The following is a 15,896-nucleotide window of genomic DNA, read 5'->3' as shown; positions in this document are numbered from 1 at the left end:
CCGAGGTCCGCCGTCATCGGCGCCGCCTCCGCCTGCACCGAGCCGGAGCGTCGATCCGCGCCTGGATCAGTCGTCCGTGCCGAGCACGATCGCGCTGTGCGGCACGGGCGATCCGCCGGTGACGAGAACGTGCTCGACCGGCTTCGCGGGCTGGTTGGTGGAGGTGCCGCGGATCAGGCGGACACCTTCGGCGATCCCGTTGACGCCGTGGATATAGCCCTCTCCGAGCTGTCCGCCGTGCGTGTTGACGGGCAACCGGCCGTCGACCTCGAGGTTGCCGTCGGCGACGAAGTCCTTCGCCTCGCCGATGCCGCAGAAGCCGTACTCCTCCAGCTGGAGCAGGACCATCGGGGTGAACGCGTCGTAGAGCACGGCGGCGTCGATCCCCTCAGGCCCGAGGCCCGCCTGGCGCCACAGCTGCTCGGCGACCAGGTTGACCTCGGGCAGCCGGTCGATGTCCGCGCGGGAGTAGCTGCTCATCGAGATCTGCTGCGGCCCGACGCCCTGGGCGGCCGCCCGGATCACGGCGGGCGGGTTGGGCAGGTCGCGAGCCCGCTCGGTGCTCACGATGACCAGCGCCTGCCCGCCGTCGCTCTCCTGGCAGCAGTCGAGCAGGCGCAGCGGCTCCGCGATCCAGCGGGAGTTCTGGTGGTCCTCCAGGGTGATGGGGCGCTGGTAGAACCACGCCTTGGGGTTGTTCGCGGCGTGCTTGCGCGAGAGCACGGAGATCCGGCCGAAGTCCTCACTGGTGGCGCCGTACTTGTGCATGTACAGCATCGCCAGGAACGCCTCCTGCTGCGCGGGTGTCAGCAGGCCGTAGGGGTTGATCCAGTTCCGGTACTCCTGGTCGGTGGAAGGGTTGTACGCGAACGGCGGCGGGCCGGCGCCGAAGCGGTGGCCGGACCGCTCGTTGAAGGCGCGGTACACCACGACCACGTCCGCGACGCCCGCCGCCACGGCGAGGGCCGCCTGCTGCACCGGGGCGCAGGCCCCGCCACCGCCGTGCGGGATCCGGCTGAAGAACGAGAGCTGGGGGATGCCGAGCGCGCGGGCGACGGCGATCTCCGGGTTGTTCTCCATGGTGAACAGGGAGAACCCGTCCACCTCCGCCACGTCGATGCCGGCGTCGTCCAGGGCCGCCAGCACGCACTCGCAGGCGAGCTGCCACTCGCTGCGGCCGGAGTTCTTCGAGAACTCGGTCGCGCCGATGCCCGCGATCGCCGCGGCACCGGAGAATCCGGCCCTGGTCACGCTGTGTCTCCTTCCACCCGCGCCACCGTCATGTCGGTGGTCGCGTGGACTCGTCCTTCGTCGCCGCGGATGGGCGGCACCGTGCCAACCGTGCCGACCGTCCGGTCGTCCCGGTTCATCTCCGGCTCCCTCGGGGGCGCCGGAGCTGGGGCAGGATCTCGCCGTGGGCGTGTTCCGCGAAGCCCACCTCCAGCTCCATGCCGAACTCGAGTTCGTCGCGGTCGACGCCGGCGATGTCGGCGACCAGCCGGATCCCTTCCTCCAGGTCGACGAGGCCGACGGTCAGGGGGTAGTCGAACGCGTCGTCGCGGGGATAGTGGAGGACGGTGTAGCTGTGCAGAGTGCACCGTCGGCTGGACTCCACGGTGTCCCAGTCGAACGAACGGCACTCCGGGCAGACGGGTGCGGGCGGATGGCGCAGGACGTGGCAGTCCGCGCAGCGCTGGATCTCCAGCCGTCCCTCACGTGCGGCCCGGAACCAGAACTCGTTGTCCTGGGTCACCACCAGTCGCGGGACCGCGGTCCGCACGACGGTCTCCTCGTTCATACGACCTTCTCCTTCGGGGCCGAAGCGAACCTGAGGGGCCGGAACCGCTCGTCAGGGGTTCGCCGCCGACGCCCATGTACGCCTTCGGTCTTCATTTGAGCAAGCGCTTGATCGTGGATGCTAACACCCGTGTCGCGACCGAGAGCAAGAGGGCGTCACCAGGTGATCCGGGCACGCGGCGGCGGTGACCGGTGCCGCGGCCGGCCGGGGTCCGCGTCCCGGCCGGACGGAGTCCGCGTCCCGGCCGGACGGGTCAGGGAAGCAGCCTGCGCGTGGTCTCGTCGAGGATCCCGAGTGCCTCCTCGACATCACGTCCCGCCGCCACCCCGACCATCGCGCCCAGGAACAGGCAGCTGAGGATCCGGGACGCCGACTCCAGGTCCTCCTCGGAGTGCCCCTGCGTGTCGCCCGCGCGCAGCGTCTCGCCGATCCATTTGGCACGTTCTGGGCCGAAGCCGACGGTCGCGTCGGTCTCGACCAGGGCGGGGCTGCAGACGACGTACGCGCGGTACATGGCCTGGTAGAGGAGCGGCTTCCGGCTCGCATCCCGCATGACGCGGCGGAACACCTGCACGAGCCGGTCGGCGGGGGTCTCACCGGCGGGCACCCGCTGGCGCAGCGTCTCGGTGGAGCGCACGCCGAGGGTCATCAACGCCTCGACCAGCAGCTGATCCTTGGAGCTGACGTGCTGGTACGCCGTGGGAACCGATACGCCCGCGCGGGCCGCGACCTGGCGGATGGTGACCGCGTCGTACCCGCCCTCCGTCGCCAGGGCGATCGCGGAGTCGATCAACCGCTCCCTGGTGACGGCTCTGGCAGGGGACAGGATCCGCTGGACGACCCGGGCCTGAGTTTCCATGCCCGCAGTGTAGTCCCGTGTAAACGCATGGATATACATCTGGTTGACACGTGTCTATTCACGCATCAATACTGACCGACCAGACGCTTGAGGAGTGACATGGATCTTCATGAGACCCCCGCCCAGCAGCGGCTCCGCCGAGAACTGCGGGCCTACTTCGCGACCCTGTTGCCCGCGGACGAGTTGCGCGAGGTACGCGAGGGGGGCGCCGGCGGCGACCGCTTCCGTGAGGTGGTCAGGATGCTCGGTCGCGACGGCTGGCTGGGGGTCGGCTGGCCCACGGAGTACGGCGGGCGTGGACTGACCGCCGAGGAGCAGTTCGTCTTCTACGACGAGATCCAGCGCGCGGGCGTGCCGTTCCCCCTGGTGACGATCAACACCGTGGGGCCGACGCTGATGGAGTTCGGCACCGAGGAGCAGAAGCGGAAGTACCTGCCCGGGATGCTCACCGGGGACATCGTCTTCGCCATCGGCTACACCGAGCCGGAGGCGGGCACCGACCTGGCCTCGCTGAAGACCCGGGCGGTGCCTGACGGCGACGGATTCGTCGTCGACGGCCAGAAGACCTTCACCACCGGCGGCAACACCGCCGACTACGTCTGGCTGGCCTGCCGTACCGACCCGGACGCGCCCAAGCACAAGGGGATCTCGATTCTGATCGTGCCGTGCGACGACCCGGGCTTCAGCTGGAGTCCGATCAAGACGGTCGGCGGCATGAGCGTCACCGCGACGTACTACTCCGGCATCCGCGTCCCCTCCACCGAGGTGGTGGGCGAGGTGGACGGCGGCTGGAAGCTGATCACCGCCCAGCTCAACCACGAGCGGGTGGCCCTGGCCGCACTCGGCGGCCGGATGATCCAGCTCTGGGAGGAGACCCTCGCCTGGGCCCGGAAGACCGGAGTGGCCGAGCGGCCGTGGGTGGCCCAGGAGTTCGCCCGCACCTACGCCAGGCTCGAGGCGATGCGGCTGATGAACTGGAAGCTCGCGGCCGCCATCACCCGTGGCGACCTGCCCGGAGCGATGGCCGGCGCCGCGAAGACGTACGGCACCGAGACCCACATCGACGTGCAGCGCACGCTGACCCACATCCTCGGCACGGCCGGGCGGCTGCGTCCGGGCTCCACCGGGGCCGCCCTGGAGGGGCAGCTGGAGCAGATCTCGCGCCAGGGAATCGTGAACACGTTCGGCGGCGGCGTCAACGAGGTCCTGCGCGACATGGTCGCGACGCACGCGCTCGGGATGCCGCGGGTGAAGCGATGACCGCGCGGACCTACGAGGAGCGCCTGGCCGGGTTCGTCGGGCGGACCCTGAACGCGACCAGGTTCGGACCCGACCCGGTGAACGTGCCGATGATCCGCCACTGGGTCGAGGCGATGGACGACGCGAACCCGATCTACCTGGACGAGGCGTCCGCGCGGGCCAACGGCCGCGAGGGTGTGGTCGCGCCGGCGTCGATGACGCAGGCATGGGTGATGCGCGGCTACGCGGCCACGGTGCGTCCCACCGCCAGTGGCACCGGCACCGGCACCGGCACCGCCACCGCCACCGCCACCGCCACCGGTGAGGTCGACGGCGCGCGGGAGCTCGTCGACCTGCTCGACGAGGGCGGCTACACCTCGGTGGTCGCCACCGACTCCGACTTCGAGTTCGTACGCGAGCTCCGGCCGGGCGACCGCGTCAGCCTGGAGGAGGTCGTCGAGGACATCTCCGCGGAGAAGCGCACCGGACTCGGCACCGGCCGATTCGTCACCACGCTGAAGATCTACCGCGACGCGGACGGCGAGGTCGTCGCCACCCAACGCTGGCGGACCCTCCGGTTCCGCCCGGCCCAGCACGATGTCGCGCCAGCGACCCACGAAGGGGAGAACTGATGGACTTCCAGCTCGATCCGGATCTGGCCGCCCTGCAGGCGCTGGCCGCCGAGATCCTGGAGGACAAGGCCACGGACGACCGGGTGCGCGAGGTCGAACAGAGCGACGAGCGCTTCGACGAGGCGCTGTGGACGGAGTTCGCCCGTGCCGGTCTGCTCGGCGTCGCCCTTCCCGAGGAGTACGGCGGTGCCGGTCTGGGGCTCGCCGCACTCTGCGTCGTCCTGGAGGAGCAGGGCCGCAAGGTCGCGCCGATCCCGCTGTGGTCGGCGGGCGTCGCGGCGATGGCGGTCGCGGCCCACGGGAGTGACAAGCAACGTGCCGGGCTGCTGCCCGGCGCGGCCTCGGGAGAGCTGCGGATCGCGCTCGCCCTGGAGGAGTTCGACGGCGCCCGTCCCGAGCGCCCCGCCTGTACCGCGGCGGCCGAAGGCGACGGCGTCCGACTCACCGGCGTGAAGGCGGCCGTGCCCACGCCCTCGACGGCCGCCCATGTGCTGGTCTCGGCCACCGGCGAGCACGGGCCCGGCCTGTACCTCCTGGACGCCGCCGCTCCCGGCGTGTCCTGGCAGTGGGGCGAGACGACCAGCCGTGACAGGACGGCGAACCTGGTCCTCGACGGCGCCCCCGCGACCCCGCTCGGCGGCGCCTCGGCCCTCACCTGGGTGCTCCTGCGCGCCATGGTCGCGGTGTCCGCGGTGCAGATCGGCGTCGCCGAAGGAGGGCTGAGGCTGGGCGCGGCCTACACCTCCGAGCGGATCCAGTTCGGGCGGCCACTCGGCAGCTTCCAGGCCCTGCAGCACCAGCTGGCCGACTGCTGGATCGACATCGACGCCATGCGGGTGGCGCTCTGGCAGGCGATCAGCGATCTCGACGGCGACGACCCTGCGGCCGAGCGGTCGGTGCGGGTGGCCAAGTGGTGGTCCGCGCAGGGCGGGTTGGACGTCGTGCACCGGGTTCAGCACGTGCACGGCGGCATGGGCGTCGACGTGGATTACCCGGTGCACCGTCATTTCCTGTGGGGCAAGCAGCTGTCCGGGACCCTGGGCGCGCCGGGCACGGTCCTCGCCGACCTGGGCGAGCTCCTCGTGGCCGGGGAGACCGCGTGAGCGGGGCCCGTACGGCGGACGGTGTGAGCGTCGGCGACGAGCTGCCCGCCCTGGCGATTCCGCTCACCCGCACCATGATCGTGGCCACCGCCATCGCGAGCCGGGACTACCAGGACGTGCATCACGACCCCGATCTCGCCGTGGAGCGGGGGTCGAAGGACATCTTCATGAACATCCTGACCACCAACGGTCTCGTCGACCGGTTCGTCACGTCCTGGGCGGGCCCGGGCGCGGTGGTGAAGCGCATCAGAATCCGCCTGGGAGCGCCCAACTACCCCGGCGACACCATGACGCTGACCGGATCGGTCACCGAGGTGGACGGGGCGCTGGTGACGCTCGCCGTACGGGGTGAGAACGGTCTGGGCGTGCACGTCCACGGCGACGTCGTGGTGCTGCTCCCCCACGGGACCGCCTGAGCGGCCCGGGACGGGTGCCGCCGTCACGTTGACGGCTCGGCCGGTCGCCCTCTAGCCTCCCAATCAAGTGCTTGCTTGAGAGGATGCGATGGTGACCGACTTCGCGGGTCTGGCCGGTGTGGCGATCGTCTCGGGAGGGTCCGGTGGCATCGGCCGGGCGATCTGCCTGGGACTGGCGCGGGCCGGCTCGGCCGTGGCCTTCACCTACCGGTCCAACGACGAGGCCGCCGACCGGCTCACCGCCGAACTCTCCGAACACGGCCAGACCGGCATCGCGACCAGGCTCGACCTCGGCGACGCCGCGGCCACGGCCGCCTTCGTGGAGGAGGTCGCCGACCGGTTCGGCGCGGTGCACACGCTCGTCCACGCGGCGGGCCCGCACGTTCCGATGACCCATCTCTCCCGCGTCACACCGGCGGTGATGCGGGAGCAGGTCGAACAGGACCTCCTGGGGTTCTACAACCTCGTCCATCCGACGCTCCCCCACCTGCGGCGCTCCAAGGGGTCGGTCGTGGCCGTCACCACGGCCGCCACCACCCGGTACCCGAAGCGCGACGGGCTCTCCTCGGTGCCGAAGGCAGGCGTGGAGGCCCTCGCCAGGGCGCTGGCCGCCGAGGAGGGACGGTTCGGCGTACGCGTGAACTGCGTGGGCCCCGGCATGCTCACGGACGGGATGGCGAGCCGTCTGATCGCCTCGCGGGAGCTCGACGAGGTCGCGCTGGACGTGGCGCGCGCGAACATCCCCTTGGGCCGCTTCGGCACCGCCGAGGACATCGCCCAGGCGGTGCTCTTCCTCGCCTCCCATAGGGCCGGCTTCATCAGCGGCCAGAAGATCGACGTCGACGGCGGCTACGGAGTCTGACCGCCGGCGAGGCGCCGCACCACCGGCTACGTGCCCAGTCTGAGCGTCGTACGCTCGCCGACGCGATGGGCCTCACCCTCACGCTCCGCCCGGTGCGGACCACGGGGCGAGATACGCCCGGTCCACCCGGAGGCCGTGCGACCGATGTGACCACGGCGCGTGACGGGCGACCAGCCGGGGAACAGTTCCTTCCCGACACGCCGGGCGGCGGCGAGCACGACGGGGGCGATGGGCTCGACCAGGAGGTTGCGCCCGATGGCCGCGATGGCGCCCGCCGGGCCGTCCGGACCGAGGATCGGGGCGGCGACCGCGTTGATCTCGGTCCCTCGCGGGGTTCCGTGGACGACCGACAGCCCATGACGGCGCCGGGTCTCGTTGAGCTCACGGTGGATCTTGAGGAGGAGCGACGGAGACGGCTCCCCGATCTCCAGCCGGATCATGGCCTCCACCCGCTCGGTCGGCAGGTAGGCCAGCATGGCGCGTCCCGCGGCGGTTCCCAGGGCCGCGTAGCGCGACCCGACCCTGGAGGGGATCGACCGCCCGGCGACGCCGCCGATCTTGTCCACATAATGCATGCCGAGCCCCTCAAGGACGCCGAGGTGCACCACCGCGCCGGTGACGGCATGCAGATCGTTCAGTGCCACGGCGGCGGCGTTACGCAGATCACTGTGGTCGGCCCGCCGGGCGCTCATGCCGTACACCCGGCTGCCGATCCGGTAGCCGCGCTCATCGTGCTCGAGCCATCGCAGTTCCACGAGTTGGCTCAGGATGCGAAACGCAGTGGAGCGGGGAAGCCCGGTTCGCGCGGTGACATCCCCGAGGAAGAGACACTCGGGCCCTTCCAGGAAAACGTCGAGAATCTCGGTCATCCGCCCGAGCACAGATCGTCGGGAGTCCTCGCGGTCCTTCGCGGCGACGACGCTCGTATCCGAGGCGTCGGTCTCAAGAAGATTCAAGGCGCACCTCTCTCGCTGCTTTCAATCAACCTAGCAGTTGCTTGGTAATGCGATGTACGAGCCCTCGGTGTTCCCTACGGCACGGGCCCGGGACGCGGCCACAAGGACACCTGAAGGGGTCCGTAAGGAGCGTCCGGCACTGTGGATCTCGTCGGAAGCGCCATACGAGACCCGCGAGAGGGCAGCCACGACGCAGACCGCCGAGTTCGAGATCGCCGAGGCGGGCCGGCTGGAGTTCTTCGACCGTCCGGCCGAGCGCCCGGCGGTTCAGGACACGTCGTCGAAGGTCAGCTCGCGGCCGTGGGCGTAGGCGGCGGCGAACGCCTCCTCCCCCAGCGCGTCCCTGGCCCTGCCGGCGATCCGCCGCACCTCGTCCTGCTCGGAGTGGGAGGCCGGGGTGCGGTGCGCCTGCCTGGCCGCGGCCGCCAGGCCGAGCAGCCGGGCGCACTGCTCCGGCGCCGACGTGGCGGCCAGTCCCTCCACGGTGTACGCCGTCGTACGGGGATCGCCGACCTTCCTCGCGACGGCGAACGCCTCCTGGAACAGCTCGCGGGCGCCCTCGGCGTCGCCGCGCGACTCGTGCGCGAAGCCCAGCTCGACCAGGGTGGTGGGCAGGAACAGCGGGGGCTCCCCGTCCCGAGGCACCCCGTCGAGCAGGTGGTTCAGATGTTCTTCCGCCAGCTCCAACCGGCCCGCCCGGCGGGCGGAGTAGCCGTATCCCATCCCGGCGAAGACCTGTCCCTCCCGGTAGCCCTGACCGGTGGCCAGGCGCAGCGCCCGGCCGCAGTGCTCCATGGCCTGGTCGTAGTCACCGGTGTTCATGGCCAGCCAGCCGAGCCACGACAGCCGCCGCACGGCGTCCGGCCACAGCCCGAGCTCCTCGGCCGTGCGCAGGCCCTCGGCGAACAGCCGGGTGGCCCACTCGTAGTCGCCGCGGATCTCACCGAGCCCGGCGAGCCACTCGGTGGCCTGCAACCGGCCCCATCCGTCGCCCAGCTCCCGGAACAGCTCGGCGCTCTCGCCGCCGTCGCGCTCCAGGGCCGCAAGGTCGCGCAGGGTGAAGGCGTCGCGGGCCCGCCGGCTCAGGGCCGCCGCCACGCCCCACCGGTCGCCGACCTCGCGGAACGTCGCCAGCGCGGCGTCGACCAGGGCCCGCGCGGACGGCTCGTCGGTCAGGCCCAGCGCCACGAACCACTGCGCCCGCGCCCGCTCACCGGGATCGGCGATGTCCAGGGCCGGCTCCCAGTCGACGTCCTCACCGAGCAGCAGGGCGAACCCGGCGTGCCAGGCGCGCGCCCGCGCCCGATCAGCGGCGGGCGCGTCGCCCTCGGCGGCCAGCGCCGCCTCCAGCGAGCGCCGCCCCTCGCCGAGCCGGCCACGGAGGAACCAGTACCACGCCAGCGAGTTCACCAGCCGCAGGGCACCGGCCGCGGGGGCGGCGTCGAGGGCGGCCCGAAGGTTCGCGGCCTCGACGTCCAGCCGCCGCATCCAGTGCGCCTGCTCGGCCCCCCGCAGGTGCGACTCGGCCCGTACGGCGAGCGTCACGTAGTAGCCGACGTGCGCCTGCCGAACCGGCTCCGCCTCACCCGCGTCGTCCAGCATGCGCAGGCAGTAGGCCGCCACCGACTCCAGGAGCCGGTAACGCACCCCCGACGGCCCGTCCACGGCCACCACCAGAGACCGGTCGACCAGCCGCGCCAGCATGTGGAGCACGTCGATCCCGGCTTCGGCGCACACCTCCTCGGCCGCCTCCAGCGTGCAGCCGTCGGCGTGCACGGCCAGGCGGCGCAGCACGACCCGTTCGGCGTCGGTGAGGAGCGTCCAGCTCCAGTCGATCATCGCCATCAGGGTCCGCTGGCGCTCCGGGGCCCCGCGCTGGAAACCGGTCAGCAGCCGGAACCGGTCGTCCAGCCTGGCCACGAGCTCCTGGATCCCGAGCGCCCTGACCCGGGTCGCGGCCAGTTCCAACGCCAGCGGGATGCCGTCCAGCCTGCGGCAGAGCTGCGCGACCGCGGCGGCGTTCCCGGCGTCGAGCGTGAACCCGCGAGCCGCCGCGGTCGCCCGTGCCATGAACAGCCGCACGGCGTCGGCCTTCGCCACCGTGAGCGGCTCGGACCCCTGCGGCAGTTCCAGCGCGGGCACGCTCCACAGCACCTCGCCGGACACGTTCAGCGGCTCGCGGCTGGTCGCCAGGATCCGCAGTCCGGGCGCGGAACGCAGCAGTACCTCGGCCAGCTTGGCGGCCTGGTCGACCACATGCTCGCAGTTGTCGAGCACCAGCAGCGGCCGAAGGTCACGCAGCGCCTCGACGAGCCGTTCCTGGGCACCCGCGGACTCCTCGCGGATGTCGAGCGCGACGAGCACGGCCTCGGCCAGAGACGGCGTGTGCCGGTCGTAGGGGGCCAGCTCCACCAGCCACACGCCGTCGGGATGTCCGCCGGCCGACTGCCTCGCCACCTCCAGCGCCAGGCTGGTCTTCCCCACTCCTCCCGGTCCGGTGAGCGTGACCAGCCTGCCCGCCTCCAGCAGGGCGCGCACCTCGTCCACCGCCCCGCCGCGGCCGATCAGCTCGCCGACCGCGGCGGGCAGGTTCGTCACCGGACGCTCGGCCCTGCCACTCAGCGCGGGGTCCTGCCGCAGGATCCGCGCGTACAGCTCGGCCAGCTCGGGCGACGGATCCAGCCCCAGTTCGTCGGCGAGCCGCTCGCGCAACTCACCATAGGCGGCGAGCGCCTCGCTCTGCCGTCCCGCCCGGTACAGCGCCTTCATGTGCACGGCACGCAACCGCTCCCTGAGCGGATGCTCGGCGACGAACTCGGCGACGTCCACCGGCTCACCCGCCACCAGCCGTACCTCCGCGAGTTCCTCGACGGCGGCCAGCCGCGCCTCCTCCAGCCGCGCGATCACCGGACGGAGGAACACGAAGTCGGCGAAGTCCGCGAACGCCGCCCCCCGCCACAACCCCAGCGCCTCGGCCGGCCTGCCCTCCCCCACCAGCCGCGCGAAACGCGCGGCGTCCACCGCGTCCTGGCCGAACTCCAGCGCGTAGCCGGGGGCGCGCGAGACCACCAACGCCCTCCCGCCCGGCTCGGCCTCCTCCAGCGCGCGGCGCAGCTGCGAGACCCGCACGTGCAGTGCCGCCGCCGGGTTGCCGGGCGGGTCGTCGCCCCACAGGTCGTCGACCAGCCGGTCGGCGGCGACGACGCGCCCCTCGTGGGCGAGCAGGTCGGCGAGCAGCGCGCGCACCTTCAGGCCGGGGATGGTGACGGCCTCGCCCGCGTCGGTCCATACCGCCACCGGCCCAAGCACTCCAAAGCGCATACGCCCGACCTTAGGGGCGTAAGAAGGATCCCCGAAGCTCGTTTCGGCACGGTGAACCCTTGAACACACCTCCGCGGATCGGCGTGATCCCCTCCTCTCGCGGCGAGCGGCGAGATGAAAGGATCGAGTATGTACAACGAACACCTGCTGGCGGGCGCCGCGCGCGGGGACGCCGCCGCCGTCCGTGACGCACTCCGGTCCGGGGCAGACGTCGAGGCCCGCGACGGGCGACGCCGTACGGCACTGTTGCTCGCCGCGGCGGCCGATCACGTCGAGGCGGCCGAAGTGCTGGTCGCGGCGGGCGCGAACCCGAACGCGCCGGACTTCAAGCACGACACACCCTGGCTGGTCACCGGTGTCACCGGCAGCGTGGCGATGCTCAGGACCCTCCTCCCGGCCGGGCCCGACCTGACCGTACGGAACCGCTACGGAGGCGTCTCCCTCATCCCGGCCTGCGAACGCGGGCACGTGGACTACGTCCGCGAGGTGCTGAAGACCGGCATCGATGTCGACCACGTCAACGACCTCGGCTGGACCGGCCTGCTTGAGGCGGTCATCCTCGGCGACGGCGGCGCCCCGCACCAGGAGATCGTCGGCCTGCTCGTCGCGGCGGGCGCCGACGTCGACCTCGCCGACCGCGAAGGCGTCACCCCGCTCGGCCACGCCGTCGCCAGGGGCCAGACCGAAGTGGCCGACCTGCTCCGCGCTGCCGGGGCGCACTGACCCGTCCTCGTCCTCCGCCGCGATCGATCCGGTCGTCACCCGCGGCCCCGACCGCCCGCGCGCCTCCAGGCGGCCGGAGCCGGGGCCGCCTGCGCATTCGGCACGCGTACCGGCCGAGCATCGCCGCATATGCTGGTCGCCATCCTGACCTGCGTCTTCGAATCTGCTTCCGGCGGCCTCGCCGTTCACCGGGGCCGCTCGGGAGGGTCTGCGGCATCGGGTGCCGGTGGCCGGGGCGGTGACGGTGAGTCGCCCGCCGTCCACCGCTCGCCGTCCACGTGATCTGTGATCGAGGAGTTCCGTGCTTTTCCAGCGTCTCCGCCTCCCCGCCTTCCTCATCGTGGCGACCAGTCTCCTCGGGATCGCCGCGCGGACGCCCGAGGTCACCCGGCAGGACCTGCGCGTCGACGAAGCCCTGGAGACCCTGCGCACTCCCACCCTGACGGCGGTCGCCGACGGCCTCAACGTCACCTTCGGACCCGTGGTGGGCGTGTGGATCATCGTGTCGCTGGCGGTCACGCTCGCCGTGATGGGGCGCGTTCGTACGGCGGTCCTCGTCACCCTGATGGTCACGATGGGCTGGACCACCAGCTCGATCTTCAAACAGATCATCGCCCGGCCTCGCCCGCCGGTGTCGGGCCAGCTTCTCCACATGATCGGCCATGACAGCTTTCCCAGCGGGCATGTCACCCTGACGCTCTCGCTGGCCATCGCCGCCGGCTTTCTCGCCGCCGGCACCCCTCGGTTCCCGCTCGTCGTGTCCATGGGCGCCGTTCTCGTGGCCGCCCAGGCCGTCGCTCGCATGTATCTCGGCGTTCACTACCCCACCGATGTCATCGGTTCGATGCTCGCCGCCGGTGCCGGAACCTCGGCTGTCATCGCCCTGAGGAGCGGCATCGACCGCTGGATCGGCCGGGCGCCGATCATCCATGACCCCCCGGGCCCCGCGGACCGATGAGGATCGCGGAACGCGGTCGACGACGTCTGAGAGCGCTCCGGGAACCGTGCGGGCCCGACCTTTACGTAACCTGAACGCTGCGCGTCAGCGTCACGGAGACACCGCGGGAGCAGGTGATACTGACCAGGTGACGGTCTACCGCGTCCTGGTCGTCGAGGACGACCACGGGCTTCGCGACGTTGTCGCCCGCGGCCTGCGCGAGGAGCACTTTGAGGTGCTCACCGCCGCCGACGGGGCAGCGGCGCTGCGGGCCGTCCAGGACGGGGTGGACGCGGTCGTCCTCGACATCGGCCTGCCGGACTCCGACGGTCGTGATGTGTGCCAGGCGATGCGGGCGTCGGGCATCGACGTCCCCGTGGTGTTCCTCACCGCCCGCGACAACCTCACCGACCGGCTCTCCGGCTTCTCCGTGGGAGGCGACGACTATCTCGGCAAGCCGTTCCACGTGGCCGAGCTCGCGGCCCGGGTTCGCGCGGCCCTACGCCGAGCGGGGCGAGAGCCGTCCGTCGCGGTCGAAGGGGTGCGGCTCGACCCGGTCAGGCACCTCCTGGAGGTGGCGGGAGTGCCGGTGGCCCTCACCCCCACCGAGTTCCGCCTGCTGGCCTGCTTGATGGCGTCCCCCGGCGCCGTGGTACGCAGACGGGTGCTGCTGCGCGCGGCCTGGCCCGAGGGAGCCCAGGTCAGTGACAACACCCTGGACCAGTATCTGGCCCGGCTGCGGCGCAAGCTGCGTGAGGTGAACAGCCGGCTGGGCATCGGAACCGTCCGCGGTGTGGGGTACCGCTTCGGATGAGGCGGCTCCGGACGACCACGCCGTGGCGCGTTCCAGGGCCGGACACGCTACGCGGCCGCCTCGCCCTGCTCGCCCTGATCGCCACAGCGCTCTGGGTCGCCCTGCTCACCGGGGGGTTCAACCTCGCCCTGTCCGCGCGTCTGGGTGACCAGGCCGACGACCTGTTGCGTACCCGGGCGGCGGCCGTGGCGGCCACCCTGGAGACACGGCCGGACGGTGGCATCGTCGTCCACGAACCGGCGGACGACGGCGCGCTTGACGCGGGCATCTGGATCTACCAGGGCGACCGTGCGATCGAACGGCCCAAGGCACCCCTGCGGCTGCAGCGGCAGGCGGACCGGCTCGCGGGACACGGCAAGGTCTTCACGGAGACCGCCGGACCCCACGCGTCGCGGCTCTACGCCCTGGCCGTCCACGCTCCCCACAACAGCGGGCGGCAGGTCGGGACCGTCGTCGCCTCGGTCGGCCTCGACCCGTACCGCAGCATGGCCCGCGCGACACTCGCCGGCTCGGCGGTCCTCGGACTGTTGCTTCTCGGCGTGGTCTATCTCGTCACCCGCGCGATCGTCGGGCGGGCCCTTCGGCCGGTCGCCGAGATGAGCGCGCAGGCGGCGCGATGGAGCGAGGGCGGCGCCGCCGAGCGGTTCGGCGTGGCGGGCCGTCCGGACGAGCTCGCCTCGCTCGCCGCCAACCTCGACGAACTGCTCGACCGACTGGCCGCCGTCCTGCGTCACGAGCAGCAGCAGTCCGCCGAACTCTCGCACGAACTACGGACCCCGTTGGCCCGCATCGTCGCGGAGACCGACTGGCTGACGGCACGGCGCAGGGACGCGACCGCGCAACGGGCGTCCCACGCCGCGATCGCGTCAGCCGCGGCGACGATGCAGCGGATCTGCGAAACGCTGCTGTCCGAGGCCCGCACCCGATCGGCGTCGGTGCCGGGGCGTTGCGCGTTGCCCGACCTCGCGCGTGATCTCGCTCGACGCTGCGCGGAGGAACATCCGCAGGCGGTTCCCGTCGTCGTTCGTGGCGGCGCCGTGACCGCGGGGGTCGCGGCGAGCGTCGCGGAGCGGATCCTGACCCCGCTGCTGGACAACGCCCGCCGCTACGCCGTACGGACGATCACGATCGAATGCGCGCAGGTTCCCGGCGGTGTCGAGGTGGCCGTCGCCGATGACGGGCCGGGGGTTCCCGCGGACGTCGGTCCGGCCGTCTTCGAGCCGGGCCGCCGCGCGGACCCCGCCGACGGGCACGACGGCGCGGGTCTCGGACTCGCCCTCGCGCGGCGCCTCGCCCGAGCGGCCGGCGGCGACATCCACCTGGCCCCATGCCCGGCGGGTGCGCGATTCGTGGTGAGGCTGCCCGCCGGGTGACACCCGCCACTCGGTCCGATCCCATACACCGGCCGCGCCCGGCCGCTGCGGAGTCAGGACCTTCCTGCCGGCTGCCGTACGGATTCGTCCTTCCGGGTGATGCTCAGATAGACGACCAGGCACAGGATCGTGGCGAGGAAGAGGCCGCTGGTCGTCACCGTGCCCAGGCCGAGACCGCCGTCGTCCTGAGACTGCGACAGGTAGTCACCGATGGAAGCCCCGAAGGGGCGGGTCAGCACGTACGCGATCCAGAATGCCGGGACGGCGCCCAGTCTGAGCCAGAGATGGGTGGCGGTCACGATCGCGATCAGCCCGCCGAAGAGGATCGCGCTGACCGCGTAGCCCACGTCCAGCCGCTCTGCCACGAGGTCACCCGCGGCTGTGCCGAGCGCGAAGGTGAACAGGACGGCCAGCCAGTAGAAGGCCTCCCGCCGGAACGTGGAGATGGCGTGGATGGAGAGGGTCCTCTCACACGCGTACCAGGCCACGAAGGTGGCGGCCAGCAGAACGCCGAAGACGAGAGTGGTCGCCTCCAGGGCCACGCCGAGATTGTCCGTCAGGTTGTCGCTCACCAGCGTGCCGACGACGCTGATCAGGACGACCGCCAGCCAGTAGACGCCCGGCACGTACCTCTTCGCCGAGAACTGGACAACCAGGGCGAGGACGAGCAGCGCGGCCATGACGGCGGACGTGTAGGTCAGGCCCAGTCCCAGGTTCTCGTTCAGGAAGTCCGCCGCTGTCTCCCCCACGGTGGTGCAGAGGATCTTGATGGTCCAGAAGTAGAGGGTGACCTCGGGAACCTTGTTGAGCGTCCGGTGGCCCACGGCGTGGTGCCGGGGCCTTTCGTATGAGGTGGTCATGGC

At 71.8% G+C, this 15,896-nt stretch carries 16 protein-coding genes; 9 read left to right on the top strand and 7 right to left on the bottom strand.

What is annotated here, in order from left to right; translation table 11 throughout:
• Positions 1 to 66: 66 nt before the first annotated feature.
• The 4 genes from IMZ11_RS11990 to IMZ11_RS11980 form a co-directional block, all read right to left on the bottom strand.
• Positions 67 to 1,251, bottom strand: a complete 1,185-nt coding sequence (locus tag IMZ11_RS11990) for a lipid-transfer protein (RefSeq protein WP_228640709.1) — start codon at positions 1,249 to 1,251, stop codon at positions 67 to 69.
• Entirely contained in the window at positions 1,248 to 1,370 is a 123-nt protein-coding gene (locus tag IMZ11_RS45175; protein WP_255706324.1) for a hypothetical protein, read from the bottom strand. Before IMZ11_RS45175 ends, IMZ11_RS11990 begins: the two co-directional genes overlap by 4 nt.
• Complete coding sequence (locus tag IMZ11_RS11985; RefSeq protein WP_228640708.1) at positions 1,367 to 1,798, bottom strand: Zn-ribbon domain-containing OB-fold protein; 432 nt, start codon at positions 1,796 to 1,798, stop codon at positions 1,367 to 1,369. Before IMZ11_RS11985 ends, IMZ11_RS45175 begins: the two co-directional genes overlap by 4 nt.
• 253 nt (positions 1,799 to 2,051) lie before the next feature.
• Positions 2,052 to 2,657 (bottom strand): TetR/AcrR family transcriptional regulator, encoded by a 606-nt coding sequence (locus IMZ11_RS11980; protein ID WP_228640706.1) that lies wholly within the window; start codon positions 2,655 to 2,657, stop codon positions 2,052 to 2,054.
• Between the two features lie 99 nt (positions 2,658 to 2,756).
• On the opposite strand from IMZ11_RS11980, the gene IMZ11_RS11975 reads away from it, so the two are divergent.
• The 5 genes from IMZ11_RS11975 to IMZ11_RS11955 all read left to right on the top strand — a co-directional run bounded on the left by IMZ11_RS11975 (position 2,757) and on the right by IMZ11_RS11955 (position 6,909).
• Complete coding sequence (locus tag IMZ11_RS11975; RefSeq protein ID WP_228640704.1) at positions 2,757 to 3,917, top strand: acyl-CoA dehydrogenase family protein; 1,161 nt, start codon at positions 2,757 to 2,759, stop codon at positions 3,915 to 3,917.
• Positions 3,914 to 4,528 carry a MaoC family dehydratase N-terminal domain-containing protein gene (locus IMZ11_RS11970; RefSeq protein ID WP_228640701.1) on the top strand — a complete coding sequence of 205 codons (615 nt, stop codon included), beginning with the start codon at positions 3,914 to 3,916 and terminating at the stop codon, positions 4,526 to 4,528. Before IMZ11_RS11975 ends, IMZ11_RS11970 begins: the two co-directional genes overlap by 4 nt.
• Complete coding sequence (locus IMZ11_RS11965; RefSeq protein ID WP_228640699.1) at positions 4,528 to 5,631, top strand: acyl-CoA dehydrogenase family protein; 1,104 nt, start codon at positions 4,528 to 4,530, stop codon at positions 5,629 to 5,631. Before IMZ11_RS11970 ends, IMZ11_RS11965 begins: the two co-directional genes overlap by 1 nt.
• The gene (locus IMZ11_RS11960; RefSeq protein WP_228640697.1) at positions 5,628 to 6,047 is read left to right on the top strand and encodes a MaoC family dehydratase; all 420 of its coding nucleotides are present in this window, start codon (positions 5,628 to 5,630) and stop codon (positions 6,045 to 6,047) included. Before IMZ11_RS11965 ends, IMZ11_RS11960 begins: the two co-directional genes overlap by 4 nt.
• Positions 6,048 to 6,135: 88 nt before the next feature.
• Complete coding sequence (locus IMZ11_RS11955; protein ID WP_228640695.1) at positions 6,136 to 6,909, top strand: SDR family NAD(P)-dependent oxidoreductase; 774 nt, start codon at positions 6,136 to 6,138, stop codon at positions 6,907 to 6,909.
• A 26-nt stretch (positions 6,910 to 6,935) separates the two neighbouring features.
• On the opposite strand, the gene IMZ11_RS11950 is transcribed toward IMZ11_RS11955, so the two are convergent.
• Both IMZ11_RS11950 and IMZ11_RS11945 read right to left on the bottom strand, forming a co-directional pair.
• A complete protein-coding gene (locus tag IMZ11_RS11950) occupies positions 6,936 to 7,865 on the bottom strand; it encodes an IclR family transcriptional regulator (protein WP_228640694.1) in 930 nt (309 codons plus the stop codon).
• Between the two features lie 267 nt (positions 7,866 to 8,132).
• Positions 8,133 to 11,186, bottom strand: coding sequence for a BTAD domain-containing putative transcriptional regulator (locus IMZ11_RS11945; protein WP_228640691.1), 3,054 nt, complete (start codon positions 11,184 to 11,186; stop codon positions 8,133 to 8,135).
• 129 nt (positions 11,187 to 11,315) lie between these two features.
• Here IMZ11_RS11945 and IMZ11_RS11940 point away from each other — a divergent pair, with 129 nt between their 5' ends.
• The 4 genes from IMZ11_RS11940 (at position 11,316) to IMZ11_RS11925 (ending at position 15,033) form a co-directional block, all read left to right on the top strand.
• Positions 11,316 to 11,909 carry an ankyrin repeat domain-containing protein gene (locus IMZ11_RS11940; protein ID WP_228640689.1) on the top strand — a complete coding sequence of 198 codons (594 nt, stop codon included), beginning with the start codon at positions 11,316 to 11,318 and terminating at the stop codon, positions 11,907 to 11,909.
• 301 nt (positions 11,910 to 12,210) lie between these two features.
• Entirely contained in the window at positions 12,211 to 12,867 is a 657-nt protein-coding gene (locus IMZ11_RS46170) for a phosphatase PAP2 family protein (protein ID WP_228640687.1), read from the top strand.
• Between the two features lie 127 nt (positions 12,868 to 12,994).
• Positions 12,995 to 13,660 (top strand): response regulator transcription factor, encoded by a 666-nt coding sequence (locus IMZ11_RS11930; protein ID WP_228640685.1) that lies wholly within the window; start codon positions 12,995 to 12,997, stop codon positions 13,658 to 13,660.
• Positions 13,657 to 15,033 (top strand): ATP-binding protein, encoded by a 1,377-nt coding sequence (locus IMZ11_RS11925; RefSeq protein WP_228640683.1) that lies wholly within the window; start codon positions 13,657 to 13,659, stop codon positions 15,031 to 15,033. The genes IMZ11_RS11930 and IMZ11_RS11925 overlap by 4 nt, the downstream gene beginning before the upstream one ends.
• Positions 15,034 to 15,086: 53 nt before the next feature.
• Here the strand turns inward: IMZ11_RS11925 and IMZ11_RS11920 are convergent, their stop codons facing one another.
• A complete protein-coding gene (locus IMZ11_RS11920; protein WP_228640681.1) occupies positions 15,087 to 15,893 on the bottom strand; it encodes a hypothetical protein in 807 nt (268 codons plus the stop codon).
• Between the last annotated feature and the right edge of the window lie 3 nt (positions 15,894 to 15,896).

The sequence above is a fragment of the Microtetraspora sp. AC03309 genome, assembly GCF_020826795.1.
Lineage (GTDB): Bacteria > Actinomycetota > Actinomycetes > Streptosporangiales > Streptosporangiaceae > Microtetraspora > Microtetraspora glauca.
Note: the sequence above shows the minus strand (reverse complement) of the source record. Positions and strands in the feature narration are given on the sequence as shown.

Excerpts from the sequence above, each read along its gene's own strand:
- IMZ11_RS11975 (WP_228640704.1), top strand. The coding sequence starts at position 2,757 with ATGGATCTTCATGAGACCCCCGCCCAGCAGCGGCTCCGCCGAGAACTG.
- IMZ11_RS11955 (WP_228640695.1), top strand. The coding sequence starts at position 6,136 with ATGGTGACCGACTTCGCGGGTCTGGCCGGTGTGGCGATCGTCTCGGGA.
- IMZ11_RS11945 (WP_228640691.1), bottom strand. The coding sequence starts at position 11,186 with ATGCGCTTTGGAGTGCTTGGGCCGGTGGCGGTATGGACCGACGCGGGC.
- IMZ11_RS11940 (WP_228640689.1), top strand. The coding sequence starts at position 11,316 with ATGTACAACGAACACCTGCTGGCGGGCGCCGCGCGCGGGGACGCCGCC.
- IMZ11_RS45175 (WP_255706324.1), bottom strand. The coding sequence starts at position 1,370 with ATGAACCGGGACGACCGGACGGTCGGCACGGTTGGCACGGTGCCGCCC.
- IMZ11_RS11970 (WP_228640701.1), top strand. The coding sequence starts at position 3,914 with ATGACCGCGCGGACCTACGAGGAGCGCCTGGCCGGGTTCGTCGGGCGG.
- IMZ11_RS11925 (WP_228640683.1), top strand. The coding sequence starts at position 13,657 with ATGAGGCGGCTCCGGACGACCACGCCGTGGCGCGTTCCAGGGCCGGAC.
- IMZ11_RS11920 (WP_228640681.1), bottom strand. The coding sequence starts at position 15,893 with ATGACCACCTCATACGAAAGGCCCCGGCACCACGCCGTGGGCCACCGG.
- IMZ11_RS11980 (WP_228640706.1), bottom strand. The coding sequence starts at position 2,657 with ATGGAAACTCAGGCCCGGGTCGTCCAGCGGATCCTGTCCCCTGCCAGA.
- IMZ11_RS11965 (WP_228640699.1), top strand. The coding sequence starts at position 4,528 with ATGGACTTCCAGCTCGATCCGGATCTGGCCGCCCTGCAGGCGCTGGCC.
- IMZ11_RS11985 (WP_228640708.1), bottom strand. The coding sequence starts at position 1,798 with ATGAACGAGGAGACCGTCGTGCGGACCGCGGTCCCGCGACTGGTGGTG.